Source organism: Heliomarina baculiformis, from assembly GCF_019966545.1.
Classification (GTDB): Bacteria; Pseudomonadota; Alphaproteobacteria; order Rhodobacterales; family Rhodobacteraceae; genus Heliomarina; species Heliomarina baculiformis.
On the sequence record NZ_JAIMIC010000001.1, the window covers coordinates 191,753 to 204,542 of the forward strand.

Here is a 12,790-nt window from a genome sequence, read left to right on the forward strand (position 1 = left end):
GCCCCGGCAGGTCACCGGGGCGGACAGGTCGGATGGCTTGGATCAGGCCGAGACGATCTGAAGATAGGCGTCGAGCGCGGCGCCGTAATTCTCTTCGTACCATGCCATATCAAGCGGGATCTGCTTGGCAAAGTTCTCGGGATCCACCGGGTTGTACCGCTTCTGATCCTCGGGGATCAGCGCATCGGCTTCAGGGTTGGCCGGACCTTGTGCCAGCATCTCGAACATGACGAGCTGCTTTTCCGGATCCTGCGCCGAGGCGATGAAATCCATCGCTGCCTTGGCGCCGCCCGGGTTGCCCTTGATCACCGCCATCGCACCGGGCGAGATCAGCCCCTGATCCCATGTGAACCCGATATCGCCTTCGCTGTCCTCTTCGATCAGCTTGGCGCGGGTCGACCAGATCAGCGCCATGGACGCATCGCCGTTCAACAGCAGCGACTGGCTTTCGGCACCGCCGCCCCAGAAGCCGCTGACATTGTCCTTGAACTCGGCCAGCTTGGCATGGGCGCGCTCCAGATCAAGCGGATAGAGGTCTTCGGGGGCCACGCCATCGCCCAGCAGCAGCGCTTCCCACATGCCCGCGCCCCATTTGTACATCGCGCGCTTGCCGGGGAATTTTTCGGTGTCAAAGAAATCCGCCATCGAGGTCGGCGGCGTTTCGTATTTCGTGCTGTCATAAGCGATGATGTAGGAGAAGAAATAGCTCGACGCGGCGTATTCCCAGCCAAAGCCTTCGCGCATCTTCGACTTGTCGACCACGTCATAGTCGATCGGCTCCATCATGCCTTTCTTGCCCAGGGCCTCGGCCGAGAACGGGTCTGCATCGACGATATCCCAGCTCGGGCTGCCGCTCTGGAACTGCGCCGCGATCGCGCCTTCGGTCGGGCCGGACCCGTCCTGTTTCACGGTGATGCCGGTCGCCTCGCCAAAGGGCACCCCATAGGCGGTATCATAGGCGTCCATCGCGTCGCCACCCCAGTTCACGAACACCAGCTGGCCATCGTCGGCGAGCAGGGGCGTGCCTTTGGCCGCCACGGCGACACCGCCCATCAGGGCAATGGCAAGCTGCGTGAAACGGCGGCGCGAAATGTCGCCACGGCGGGCACGGTCGGCCAGGATTTCAACCTGATCCAGTTCAAATTTGTCGTTCATCTTCTTCTCTCCATTGGATATTTTTGGTTTTTGGTAGATCCGGGCTGCTGGCGTCCCGGTTATGGTTGTCTCACAGGAACACCCCGTGCTCGGGCGCCCAATTCACCCAGAACGGCGCACCGACAGCCGCCGTCGCAGGTACCTCATGGGTTGGCAGCGACATGGTCAGATCATTCCCGCCTGCCGTCTTCAGCCCAAGCCGCGTCTCGGCCCCGAGGTAGACGATATCGGTGATTTTCGCCGGGATCGAATTGGCCTGCGGCATCTCTTCGGCGCTCAGGATCATGCGCTCGGGGCGCACGGCCACCGATGAACCGCCACCCTGATCGGCCACGGCCCTGATCGCACGCCCTTCGAATTCAGCCACGGCGCCCGTCTCATCCGTTAATTTAGGATTAACGGGCAAAATATTGATATCGCCAAGAAATTCCGCCACGAAACGGTTACTCGGCCGGTCGTATATCTCACGCGGGGTGTCCAGTTGCTGCAACTGCCCATGATCGAAAATCGCGATTCGGCTGGACAGGGCCAGCGCCTCTTCCTGATCGTGGGTCACGAAAACAAAGGTCGTGCCGGTATCCTTGTGAATGCGCCGCATCTCGTCCTGCATCTGGCCGCGTAGGTTCCGGTCGAGCGCCGAAAACGGTTCGTCCAGCAACAGAACGGGCGGCTCATAGGCCAGTGCCCGGGCCAGCGCGACCCGCTGTTGCTGGCCGCCGGACAGGGCCGAGGGCTTTTTATGCCCATGCCCGCCAAGCCCCACCATTTCGACCATCTCCGCCACGCGCGCCTTGATCTGCTGGGCGCTGCGCTTTTGAACACGCAGCGGAAAGGCAATGTTCTGCTCGACCGTCATATGCGGAAACAGCGCATAACCCTGAAACACCATGCCGAATCCACGGGTCTCGGCATCGGTTTCAGTCATGTCCACGCCGTTCAGCGACAACCGTCCGGTGGTCGGTGCCTCGAACCCCGCAAGGATCATCAGGAACGTGGTCTTGCCCGATCCCGACGGCCCCAAAAGCGTCAGAAACTCACCGCGACCGACCGTCAGGCTGATGTCTTTCAGGGCAGTGAACCGGCCAAAATTCTTGCCGATTCCGGCGGCTTCTATTTCACCCGCGCTGACACTGTCCAGCATTCAATTCCCCACTTCGAAACGGCTCTTTGGGCCTATTGTGACGGCTGTTTCAGCCTCCTGCAATTGCCTGAAAGTGATTATCCGGAAACTTGGTTCACAAGACGCAAAACTTCTCGAAAGGCGCTGAAAAACAATGCAAAACCCGAAATCCGGAAAAGCAAAATCCGCGGTGATTATCCACCGCGGACTGCAAATTTCAGACATCTCCACCAAGATCGGACCAGATCCCTTCGACGATGGATTTGAGCTTTAGCGCCTCCTCCCACCGGTTCGATAATTCGCGCCCGTCAGGCCCGGTCATCGCGTATTCCGGCGGCCCGAGCTCACAAAGGAAAACCACGTCGCCGCTCTCGTTCCGCGCCCGCCAGTCGGCCAGCCCCTCGGCCCAGAGTTCCTTGAACAGATCGACCCATTTCTGGTGCTGCGGAAAGTCGATCTGCAACTGAACCTGCTGCCGACCGCCCACGCGCCCCTGAAAACTGTCGGACCGCTGCAAGCAACGGGTCAGCCATCCGCGTTGCTGCGCCGTCAGCGGATGCATGAATTCGCGATCCACGATGTAATGCGACAGGTCCGCGCCCAGCCGCATTTCCGGAATCGCATCCAGCAGGCTCAGCGTGGTGAAAAGGTCGTTGGTGATACAGTTGCGATGGGTTTCGAACTGAACCGGCATCCCTTCCTGATCGGCCATTTCGATCCAGCGCCGGATCACAGGGATCGACCCTTCGACGGTCAACGGAAAAACCTGGCCGACCACATCTACAAAGGGCGAACCGCAATCACGCGCAAACTTCAGCGTGTCGCGCAACTCTTCCACGGATTTCGGGAAGGCCACCGCCAGCGGGGTCAGCCCCTCGCGCTGGATATGTGGCAGCGCTGCCTTAACAGTTTCGACGTCGAACGCCCCGAAATCGAGCGCCAGCCCGTCATAGCCAGCATCACGCACCATGCCTGCCACCCGGTCAAGCGGCAGACGTTCGCCGCTCTGGTCATGCGGCTGCATGGCCCAGAGCGACTGAAATACCTTGAGGTTTCTCACGCGGCTTCGACCTTTACGCTGGCGCCGTTGCCACGGGGGACGATCCAGACCTCGTCATAAGGGTAGTCATCCTCGTTCTTGCGGCGCAGCTTGCGCCAGACTTCGACCTGAAATTCAATCCAGCCCATCCGGTGCGGCTCTGCTCCGTTTTCACGCATGGTCGCATCCAGATCGCGCAGCCGCCAGAACGGCACAGAGGGAAACGTGTGGTGCGCCGTATGATAGGGCATCTGCCAGCAGAGCCAGCGCATCAGCGCGTTGGTCTTGGTCGAGCGGGTGTTCTCGAGGATGTCGTTCTTGTGCGACAGGCCAAGGTGTTCGATCGTGTTCTGCAACTGGTGCACCGGCTTCATCACCAGCATCGGCGCAATCCACAGGATCACCGCTGCCCAGCTTTGCGCCGCCACCGAAACCACGGCGATCAGGACGTAAAGGGCGGCGTGAATGCGGGCCTCACGGATCACCAGCGCGTTTTCCTCGGCGCGGATATAGGGCTCGATCACTTCGCCTTTGCAAAAGCGGATGATGCGGGTGACGCGCGATTGCCAGTAGCTCACGCCCCAGAACCATAGCTGGTAGGTCTTGAACGTATAGGGCTCGCGCACCAGCTCGCCGTCCTTTTCCCAGTCCTGCGTGTGCTGATGATGCGCCGCGTGCTGGATCTTGTCGAAATCGCGCGGGTAAATCAGGAGGAACCCGAAAATGCGCCCGAACAGCACGTTGATCCACTTGGTCTCAAACACGGTGCCGTGGCTCAGCTCGTGCTGACCGGCATACAGGAAATTGATCAGCACACCCTGCACCATGAACAGCGGCACGGCCCACCACGTGCCCCAGAACTGCCAGAGCAGCACAGAGCTGACCGCCAACGCCCCAAGATGGCTGCCCAGCTGCAAGGCGCCCCGCAGGTCAGAGCGTTGCATCAGCTCGCGCAGCCGCGGCGGGGCAATCAGACGGCGGCGGGAAAAGCTCGCTTCCATGTGGCATCCCTCTCAATGGATAAAAGTTCGGATCGATTTGATACATCCAACTTGCCGCTTAAAATTCCTCGTGTAAAACTCGAATATTTCACAGTTTCGATGAGAGATTTTTGACGAAAAATGCGTATCGGGTCCCGCCATCTGCCCCTAAATGCCCTCCAAGGCTTTGAATCTGCAGGAAGACATCTGAATATGCGCGCCGCTGGCGAAGAGCTGAACGTGACACAAAGCGCGATCAGCCATCAGGTGCGGTCTATCGAAAAGGCGCTTGGCAAGGCGCTTTTTGAGCCGAACCGCCGCCGTCTTGTGCTGACCGACGATGGCAAGCGGCTGCTCTCGGCCGTGCGCGAGGCGCTGGACGGAATCACCGCCACCGCCTTGCAACTGGGCGAAGACGCCTATGCAGGCACGCTGACCGTCGCTGCGCCGCCCGCCTTTTCCACCCAATGGCTGATCCCGAGGCTGCCCCGGTTCCTTGCGCACTACCCCGACCTGTCGCTGACGCTCGAACGGCTTTCCACCCAAGGCATTCCCCTGCCCAAGGTCGACGTGGCCGTCGCCTTCAACGCCATCGACTTCCCCGGCATGCGGGTCAAGACATTGGCCGAGCTTGAAATGTTCCCCGTTTGCGCGCCCTCGCTCCTCCCAACGCGCCAGATGCAGCCGGAACAGCTGCGCGATGCGACGCTGATCCACGAAGACGGCGGCGCGATCTGGTCGCGCTGGTTCGCCGCCACGGGCGCCGACCCGGCCGCCCCCCGCCGCAGCATCCACGTGGCCAGCACGCAGGATGCGCTAGCGCTGGCGCGCGCGGGTGCCGGATTCGCGATCAATGATCCGTTCATGGGCGGGCATTTCCTCACCGACGGCACGCTGGTGCGCCCCTTTGGCGAGCTGAGCTTCACCTACGGGCAATACAGCCTTGTCACTTCGCCACCCGAACGCCTTGGCGCTGCCGCCAGCGCCTTTGCGGATTGGTTGATGCGAGAAATCGCAGCGACACCGGGCCATCGGTGATTTCGCCTAAAGATGGTATGGTACGGCGCTGGTGCGAAGGCTTCAAAGCTCGCAAAAAATGCGAGCGTAAAGTGAGATTTCGATCAACGCTACAGCCCCGCCCCCAAGCGCGCAAAACCGGCTACGGTTCAACAAAAAGGCAAAGGAGGAATGGTGGGTGATAAGAGATTTGAACTCCTGACATCTTCGATGTGAACGAAGCGCTCTACCACTGAGCTAATCACCCTTGGGGGTGTCTATTACCGCCCCTTCGCCCCTACTGCAAGAGGCTGCGCGGCCGGTTTCAACGACCTGCGCATAAAAAACGGGGCACCGCAGCGCCCCGTTTCCTTGACATATCGGCCTGGCGCTTAGTGGGCCAGCGTCTGATCGCGCGGGCCCGCAGCGGCGGCAGCGGCAGCAGCGGCAGCGGCCTCCTCGGCGGCCTCATCCCATTCGATGGGCTCGGGTTCGCGCACCATGGCCAGTTTCAGCACTTCCGAGACGTGCTTGACGGGGATGATCTTCAGCCCGTCCTTCACGTTATCGGGGATCTCCGGCAGGTCTTTCTCATTCTCCTGCGGGATAAGCACCGTCTTGATCCCGCCACGCAGCGCGGCGAGCAGTTTCTCTTTCAACCCGCCAATCGGCATCGCATTACCACGCAGCGACACCTCGCCAGTCATGGCGATGTCACGCCGGACCGGGATCTGGGTCAGTACGCTGACGATGCTCGTCACCATGGCAAGACCGGCCGACGGGCCATCCTTGGGCGTTGCGCCATCGGGCACGTGGACGTGGATATCCAGATGATCGAACTTCGGCGGTTTCACCCCGATCTGAGGGCTGATCGAGCGCACATAGCTCGATGCCGCGTCGATCGATTCCTTCATGACGTCGCCCAGCTTACCGGTGGTCTTCATCCGGCCCTTGCCCGGCAGGCGCAGCGCCTCGATATGAAGCAGCTCGCCCCCGACCGAGGTATAGGCCAAGCCGGTGACGACCCCGATCTGATCCTCCTGCTCGGCCAGACCAAAGCGGTACTTGGGCACACCCAGGAACTCATCAAGGTTGTCCGGCGTCACGATGACCGATTCCGCCTCTTTCTTGATGATCTTGGTCACGGCCTTCCGCGCCACTTTCGCGATCTCGCGCTCAAGGTTCCGCACGCCCGCCTCGCGGGTATAGGTGCGGATGATCTCGGTCAGCGCTTCATCGGTCAGCTCGAACTCCTTGCCTTTCAGACCATGGTTCTTGATCTGCTTGGAAATCAGGTGCTGCTTGGCGATCTCGGACTTTTCGTCCTCGGTGTAGCCAGCCAGCGGAATGATCTCCATCCGGTCAAGAAGCGGCCCGGGCATATTGTAGCTGTTCGAAGTGGTCAGGAACATCACGTTCGACAGGTCATATTCCACCTCAAGATAGTGGTCCATGAAGGTCGAGTTCTGTTCCGGATCAAGCACTTCGAGCATCGCCGACGCTGGATCACCCCGGAAATCCTGACCCATCTTGTCGATTTCATCGAGCAGGATCAGCGGGTTGGTCGTCTTGGCCTTTTTCAGCGCCTGGATGATCTTGCCGGGCATGGAGCCGATATAGGTCCGGCGGTGACCGCGGATCTCGGATTCATCGCGCACACCGCCAAGGCTGATGCGGATGAACTCGCGCCCCGTGGCCTTGGCCACCGATTTCCCGAGCGAGGTCTTACCGACACCCGGAGGGCCGACAAGGCACATGATCGGGCCTTTCATCTTCTTGGAGCGCTGCTGCACCGCAAGATATTCGACGATCCGTTCCTTGACCTTTTCCAGACCGTAGTGGTCGTTATCAAGGATCTCTTCGGCGCGGCCCAGATCCTTCTTGACGCGCGACTTCACGCCCCACGGGATCGACAGCATCCAGTCGAGATAGTTGCGCACAACGGTCGCCTCGGCGCTCATCGGACTCATGTTCTTGAGCTTTTTCAGCTCGGCATCGGCCTTTTCGCGCGCTTCCTTGGACAGCTTGGTTTCCTGGATCTTCTGTTCCAGTTCGGCAACTTCGTTGCTGCCATCCTCGCCATCGCCAAGCTCTTTCTGAATGGCCTTCATCTGCTCATTCAGGTAATATTCGCGCTGGGTTTTCTCCATCTGCGACTTGACGCGCGTCTTGATCTTCTTCTCGACCTGCAGAACGCTCATCTCGCCTTCCATCAGGCCATAGACCTTCTCAAGGCGCTCACTGACGCTCAGCGTCTCAAGCAGCTCTTGCTTCTGCTCGACTTCGATGCCCAGATGCCCGGCCACAAGATCGGCCAGCTTGGCAGGCTCGGTCGATTCATCGACAGCGGCCAGTGCCTCTTCGGGGATGTTCTTGCGGACCTTGGCGTAACGGGTGAATTCCTCGCTCACCGTGCGGATCAGCGCCTCGGTGGTCGACGGATCGCCCGGCATCTCGGTCAGGTACTCGGCCCGCGCTTCAAAGAATTCCTCATTGTCGAGGTATTCGGTGATACGCACCCGCGCCTGCCCCTCGACCAGCACCTTCACTGTGCCATCGGGCAGCTTCAGCAGTTGCAGCACATTTGCCAGCACGCCGGCCTTGTAGATCCCGTCGCTGGTCGGATCGTCGACCGAAGGGTCGATCTGCGACGACAGCAGGATCTGCTTGTCATCGGCCATCACCTCTTCGAGGGCCCGCACCGATTTCTCGCGTCCGACGAAAAGCGGAACGATCATATGCGGAAAAACCACGATATCCCGAAGAGGCAGGACCGGATAGGAGGAATTGAGGGGTTCTTGCATGCTCTTTCCTTATAATTGGCAAGACGACGCTTGTCCCTGACATCAGGCAACGTATCGGCCGTCTCCACGCTCGGATGTTTTAATTGGGGTCAGGAGGTCATCTTTTCAACCGGCCCAATGGAATGTTGGCCCCGAGGATGACGCCGTGAGCTCATGAGAGCAAGCGCAGAAATGGAGATTTTTGCTGCAAAAGGACGATATCTCCTGCTGTTGGATTTCGGGTTTCTGAACGGCCTGCAAACGGCGCTCCCCGGGCGGGTGGTCGCAGATTCCGATGCGACGCCCAAGCGAGGGGTTTTGACGAACCTTGGAAAGCCTTTCCGCCGGATTCAAGCTCAGATTGTTTAACCTTGGGTTAAATTGACCCCCCGATCCCCTGAGAGGGAGACACTGACCGGAATTTCGTCACCACGGCGCTCATCCGCCCGTTTCGGGCAGGGCCGCCGCACCGAGAGGCGGCGGCCCACACCTGCAAATCAGGCGTTTTCTTCATCCATGAAGGGATAGTCGGTAAACCCTTCGCGACCGCCGCCGTAATAGGTCTTTTGGTTACCTTCATTCAGCGGTGCATCCTTTTCCAGCCGCTTGGCCAGATCCGGGTTCGCTATATAGGGCCGGCCAAAGGCGACCAGCTCGGCCGCCCCGCTTTCCACCGCTTCAATGGCCATAGACCGGTCGTAGCCGTTATTGGCCATGTAAACCCCGTCGAACTTCTCGCGCAGCGCCTTCAGGCTCTGGCCCCCTGCCAGCTCACGCGACCCGCCCGTGGCGCCTTCGACCATGTGCAGATAGGCAAGTCCGAACTTGTTCAACTCCTTGACCACATAGTCAAATGTCTCCTGCGGATTTGCATCCTCGATCCCGTTGGCGGGCGAGAATGGCGAAAGGCGCAGACCGACATGATCGCCGTCCCATGCTTCCGTCACTGCCGCAAGCACTTCCAGCAGCAGCCGGGCGCGGTTTTCGACACTGCCGCCATAGGCATCCTCGCGCTTGTTCGACCCGGTCTTGAGGAACTGGTCCAGCAGGTATCCATTCGCACCATGCACCTCGACCCCGTCAAAACCGGCCTTCTTCGCCATCTCGGTAGCGTGGGCGTAATCGGCCACCACGCGGGGCAGTTCGTTCAGTTCCAGTGCGCGCGGCTCTGACACCTGTTCGAACCCGTTCTCGGTAAAGGTCTTCACATCCGCCGCAATTGCCGAAGGCGCCACCGGCGGCTGCCCGTCCGGCTGTAGCGACACATGGCTGATCCGGCCAACGTGCCAAAGCTGAACGACAATCTTGCCGCCCGCCTCATGTACCGCGTCCGTCACCTTTTTCCACGCGGCCACCTGCGCATCGGAATGGATGCCCGGCGTCCCCAGGTACCCCTTGCCTTCCGGGCTGATCTGCGTGGCCTCGGTAATGATGATCCCGGCCCCCGCGCGCTGGCGGTAATAGTCGACATGCATGTCCTTGACTTCGCCGGTGTCGTTGTCAGCCCGGTTGCGGGTCAGCGGCGCCATGACAACCCGGTTCTTCGCCTCGATCGCCCCGACCTTGAGGGGGGTGAATAATTTCTCGGTCATCTCGTTTCCCTTCGGATTGTGAGAATATCTTGTGCGACGGATCTATGCTCCATCCAAAGCGAGGCAAGGTGCACAGAGGCACATCCCTGCTATGCAAAAACTAACGGAACAGGCCGCGCGCCGATGTCGTTCTAAAGCGGCTCAATATCACCCTGGGCGCGGCCCGCATGGAACTCCGCTTCCCATGCCGCGAAACGGCCCTCGGCAATCGCGCCGCGCATACCCGCCATAAGATCCTGATAGTAATGAAGGTTATGCCACGTCAGCAACATGCCCGAGATCATTTCCTGCGCCCGAAACACGTGATGCAAATAGGCGCGCGAATAGTTGCGGCAAGCCGGACAACCGCAGGCCTCGTCCAGCGGGCGCGGGTCATCCGCATGGCGCGCGTTCTTGATATTGACCACACCGCGCCGGGTGAAAACCTGACCGGTCCGCCCCGAGCGGGACGGCAGAACGCAGTCCATCATGTCAATCCCGCGTTTGACCGCGCCGACGATATCGTCGGGTTTGCCAACCCCCATGAGGTAGCGCGGCTTGTCCTCGGGCAGCATCTTGGGCGCGTAATCCAGCACCTCGAACATGGTCTCCTGCCCCTCGCCCACCGCCAGACCGCCCACCGCGTAACCATCAAACCCGATCTCGCGCAGTTTTTCCGCGCTCTCCGCGCGCAGCTCCTGCGTCACGCCACCCTGCTGGATGCCAAAGAGCGCATGCCCCGGCCGGTCGCCAAAGGCATCGCGTGACCGCTCCGCCCAGCGCATCGACAGCCGCATCGACTCGGCCACCCGCTTCTCATCGGCGGGCAAGGCCGGGCATTCATCGAAACACATCACGATATCCGAGCCCAGCAACCGCTGAATCTCCATCGAGCGTTCCGGGGTCAGCTCATGCTTGGACCCGTCCACGTGGCTTTTAAATGTCACGCCCTGCTCCGTCAGCTTGCGCAGCCCGGCCAGACTCATCACCTGAAAGCCGCCGGAATCCGTCAGGATCGGCTTTTCCCAGTTCATGAACTTGTGCAAGCCGCCAAGGCGGTCGACCCGCTCGGCCCCGGGGCGCAGCATCAGGTGGTAGGTATTGCCCAGCAGGATATCGGCCCCCGTCGCCGCGACGCTTTCGGGCATCATCGCCTTGACGGTAGCAGCCGTGCCGACGGGCATGAAGGCCGGTGTGCGGATCTCGCCGCGCGGCGTGGAAATGACTCCGGTCCGCGCCCGGCCATCCGTTGCATTCAACTGGTAGGAAAATCTGCTCATGCCCGCCGCTATAAGCGCGAAGCAGCCCCTAGGCAACGGCAAGGCAACCAAACCCGCCGTTGTGCGTTATGAGATATCGCAAAGACGTAGGAACCAGCAGGAAAATACAACGCTATTCATGACGAAATCATTTGCCGCCGCCTTTATTACCCCGCTCATTCTTCTCCTTTGCGCCTTCCTTCTCAGCATCGCTCTACCCGGTCGCCTTGCCGCGCAGGAACCCTATTTCGAGACCGACACCCTGAATGAAGGTCTCGGTGACCTGCCTGACGATATCTCGCGCGATACCCCGATGAGCAGCGTCGAAAGCCTGCTTTACGCAACCGAGCGCGGTGAATTCGAAAAAGCCGCGCATCTGCTCGATCTAAGCGGCATTGACCCGGCCGAACAGGCGGCCCGCGGCGCCGAACTCGCGCAAATGTTGTCCATCCTGATCGACCGCAAGGTGATGATCCGCTGGGGTGCGCTAGCCGACCGACCCGATGGCTGGCTCGAAGGCGGCGCGGACACAACCACCACCGGAAGGGTCCGCCGCTCCATCCGCATCGACGTCTTCGAACTCGACGACCATAACGTGCCCCTGCGGCTGAACCGGATCAAACCTGCGAACGGCGATCCCGCTTGGGTGATTTCGCGCCAGTCGGTCGCCAACCTGCCGCAGCTTTACGAGATTTACGGGCCTACCCCCATCGAGAAATCGCTGCCCTCCTGGGCACGCGAAAAGGCGCTCTGGGGCATGTACCTGTGGGAAATCATCTTTGTTCCGGTCATGCTGATCATCGCGCTGCTGCTGGGACGGCTCACCTATCGCGGCGTGACTCTTTTGGGACGGCGGGCCAACACGCCGCTTGGCCATTCCATCGTACGCGCCCTGCGCTGGCCTGCGACCATCGCCATCACCGCAATGCTTGTCGGCATCTCGACCCGGCACGTCCTAGTGGTGTCGGGCGTCGTCGATACCTTCATCAGCCCTGCGGTCCTCTTTGGCTATATTGTTGCTATCACGCTGGCCGCAGTGCTTATAATCGACGAGCTTTTCGATTGGTTTACGCTGCAGAACGCGGCCGAGCTTGCCGATCCCGACAATGCCCATCTGCGCAACATCGCGACGACCATCTCTGCCGCACGCAAATTCATCGTGGTGATCGCGGTGCTGGTGGCCATGGGCGTCTTGCTCAGCTCCGCCACCACCTTCCAGTCGCTTGGCCTCTCGCTTCTGGCTTCTGCCGGTGCCCTGACCATCGTTCTTGGTTTTGCCGCCCGCGAAGTGCTCGGCAATATCCTCGCCTCGGTCCAGATCGCCCTGAACCGCTCTGCCCGCATTGGCGACCAGCTCATCTTCGAAGGCCGGTACTGCACGGTCGAACGCATCGCTTTCACCTATGTCCAGCTGCTGATCTGGAACGGCAACCGCTATATCGTACCGGTCAGCCATTTCGTGAAAGACGCGTTCGAAAACTGGTCGATCGAGGATGTGGCGATGATCCGCCCGATCATCCTCACGCTCACGCAAGAGGCCGACGTGGATCGGCTCCGCCAGTTCTTCCTCGATTCCGTCCGCAATGACGATGGCGAAGACACCGGCCCCATCGAAGATGCGGGTGTCAGCGTGATCGAGCAGGACGTATTCGGCAAAAAGGTCCGCTTCGAACTGCCCACTCCGCACCAGAACACCGGCTGGGACATGCAATGCCGGATGCGCGAGCGCCTGCTGGCAGAGGCATGGCGGCTGCAATCCGAAGAGGGCCTGCCGATGCTGCCCTCGGCCCAATTGCGAGACCTGCCCGAAAGCTGACCCGCGACCCCGTCGACACGGCCCCGCCCCCAAAAGGGATTTAGCGGCTGGATTAATCCGCCGCACTGGCG

Annotated in this window: 9 protein-coding genes and 1 tRNA gene; 2 read left to right on the top strand and 8 right to left on the bottom strand. The window is 60.6% G+C overall.

Annotation, left to right across the window (positions count from 1 at the left end):
* Positions 1-42: 42 nt before the first annotated feature.
* The 4 genes from MF268_RS00905 to MF268_RS00920 all read right to left on the bottom strand — a co-directional run bounded on the left by MF268_RS00905 (position 43) and on the right by MF268_RS00920 (position 4,315).
* Positions 43-1,155 carry an ABC transporter substrate-binding protein gene (locus MF268_RS00905; protein WP_238369033.1) on the bottom strand — a complete coding sequence of 371 codons (1,113 nt, stop codon included), beginning with the start codon at positions 1,153-1,155 and terminating at the stop codon, positions 43-45.
* Between the two features lie 70 nt (positions 1,156-1,225).
* Positions 1,226-2,296, bottom strand: coding sequence for an ABC transporter ATP-binding protein (locus MF268_RS00910; RefSeq protein ID WP_238369034.1), 1,071 nt, complete (start codon positions 2,294-2,296; stop codon positions 1,226-1,228).
* A gap of 196 nt (positions 2,297-2,492) precedes the next feature.
* A complete protein-coding gene (locus MF268_RS00915; RefSeq protein WP_238369035.1) occupies positions 2,493-3,335 on the bottom strand; it encodes a sugar phosphate isomerase/epimerase family protein in 843 nt (280 codons plus the stop codon).
* The gene (locus tag MF268_RS00920; RefSeq protein ID WP_238369036.1) at positions 3,332-4,315 is read right to left on the bottom strand and encodes a fatty acid desaturase; all 984 of its coding nucleotides are present in this window, start codon (positions 4,313-4,315) and stop codon (positions 3,332-3,334) included. The genes MF268_RS00915 and MF268_RS00920 overlap by 4 nt, the downstream gene beginning before the upstream one ends.
* 120 nt (positions 4,316-4,435) lie before the next feature.
* Between MF268_RS00920 and MF268_RS00925 the strand changes: the two genes are divergently transcribed.
* Positions 4,436-5,332, top strand: coding sequence for a LysR substrate-binding domain-containing protein (locus MF268_RS00925; protein ID WP_273544850.1), 897 nt, complete (start codon positions 4,436-4,438; stop codon positions 5,330-5,332).
* Between the two features lie 151 nt (positions 5,333-5,483).
* Here the strand turns inward: MF268_RS00925 and MF268_RS00930 are convergent.
* The 4 genes from MF268_RS00930 to tgt all read right to left on the bottom strand — a co-directional run bounded on the left by MF268_RS00930 (position 5,484) and on the right by tgt (position 10,924).
* A tRNA-Val gene (locus tag MF268_RS00930) sits at positions 5,484-5,558 on the bottom strand.
* A gap of 124 nt (positions 5,559-5,682) precedes the next feature.
* Positions 5,683-8,094: an endopeptidase La gene (lon, locus tag MF268_RS00935; RefSeq protein ID WP_238369038.1), complete on the bottom strand. Its 2,412-nt coding sequence runs from the start codon at positions 8,092-8,094 to the stop codon at positions 5,683-5,685.
* Positions 8,095-8,570: 476 nt separating this feature from the next.
* On the bottom strand, positions 8,571-9,665 hold the full coding sequence (locus MF268_RS00940) for an alkene reductase (RefSeq protein WP_238369039.1): 1,095 nt from the start codon (positions 9,663-9,665) through the stop codon (positions 8,571-8,573).
* Positions 9,666-9,796: 131 nt separating this feature from the next.
* Positions 9,797-10,924, bottom strand: coding sequence for a tRNA guanosine(34) transglycosylase Tgt (tgt, locus tag MF268_RS00945; RefSeq protein ID WP_238369040.1), 1,128 nt, complete (start codon positions 10,922-10,924; stop codon positions 9,797-9,799).
* A 118-nt stretch (positions 10,925-11,042) separates the two neighbouring features.
* On the opposite strand from tgt, the gene MF268_RS00950 reads away from it, so the two are divergent.
* Complete coding sequence (locus MF268_RS00950; RefSeq protein ID WP_238369041.1) at positions 11,043-12,719, top strand: mechanosensitive ion channel family protein; 1,677 nt, start codon at positions 11,043-11,045, stop codon at positions 12,717-12,719.
* Positions 12,720-12,790 lie beyond the last annotated feature (71 nt).

Bases quoted from the DNA above. Each gene is read 5' to 3' on its own strand.
- MF268_RS00940 (WP_238369039.1), bottom strand. From the start codon at position 9,665: ATGACCGAGAAATTATTCACCCCCCTCAAGGTCGGGGCGATCGAGGCG.
- MF268_RS00950 (WP_238369041.1), top strand. From the start codon at position 11,043: ATGACGAAATCATTTGCCGCCGCCTTTATTACCCCGCTCATTCTTCTC.
- tgt (WP_238369040.1), bottom strand. From the start codon at position 10,924: ATGAGCAGATTTTCCTACCAGTTGAATGCAACGGATGGCCGGGCGCGG.
- MF268_RS00925 (WP_273544850.1), top strand. From the start codon at position 4,436: ATGCGTATCGGGTCCCGCCATCTGCCCCTAAATGCCCTCCAAGGCTTT.
- MF268_RS00920 (WP_238369036.1), bottom strand. From the start codon at position 4,315: ATGGAAGCGAGCTTTTCCCGCCGCCGTCTGATTGCCCCGCCGCGGCTG.
- MF268_RS00910 (WP_238369034.1), bottom strand. From the start codon at position 2,296: ATGCTGGACAGTGTCAGCGCGGGTGAAATAGAAGCCGCCGGAATCGGC.
- lon (WP_238369038.1), bottom strand. From the start codon at position 8,094: ATGCAAGAACCCCTCAATTCCTCCTATCCGGTCCTGCCTCTTCGGGAT.
- MF268_RS00905 (WP_238369033.1), bottom strand. From the start codon at position 1,155: ATGAACGACAAATTTGAACTGGATCAGGTTGAAATCCTGGCCGACCGT.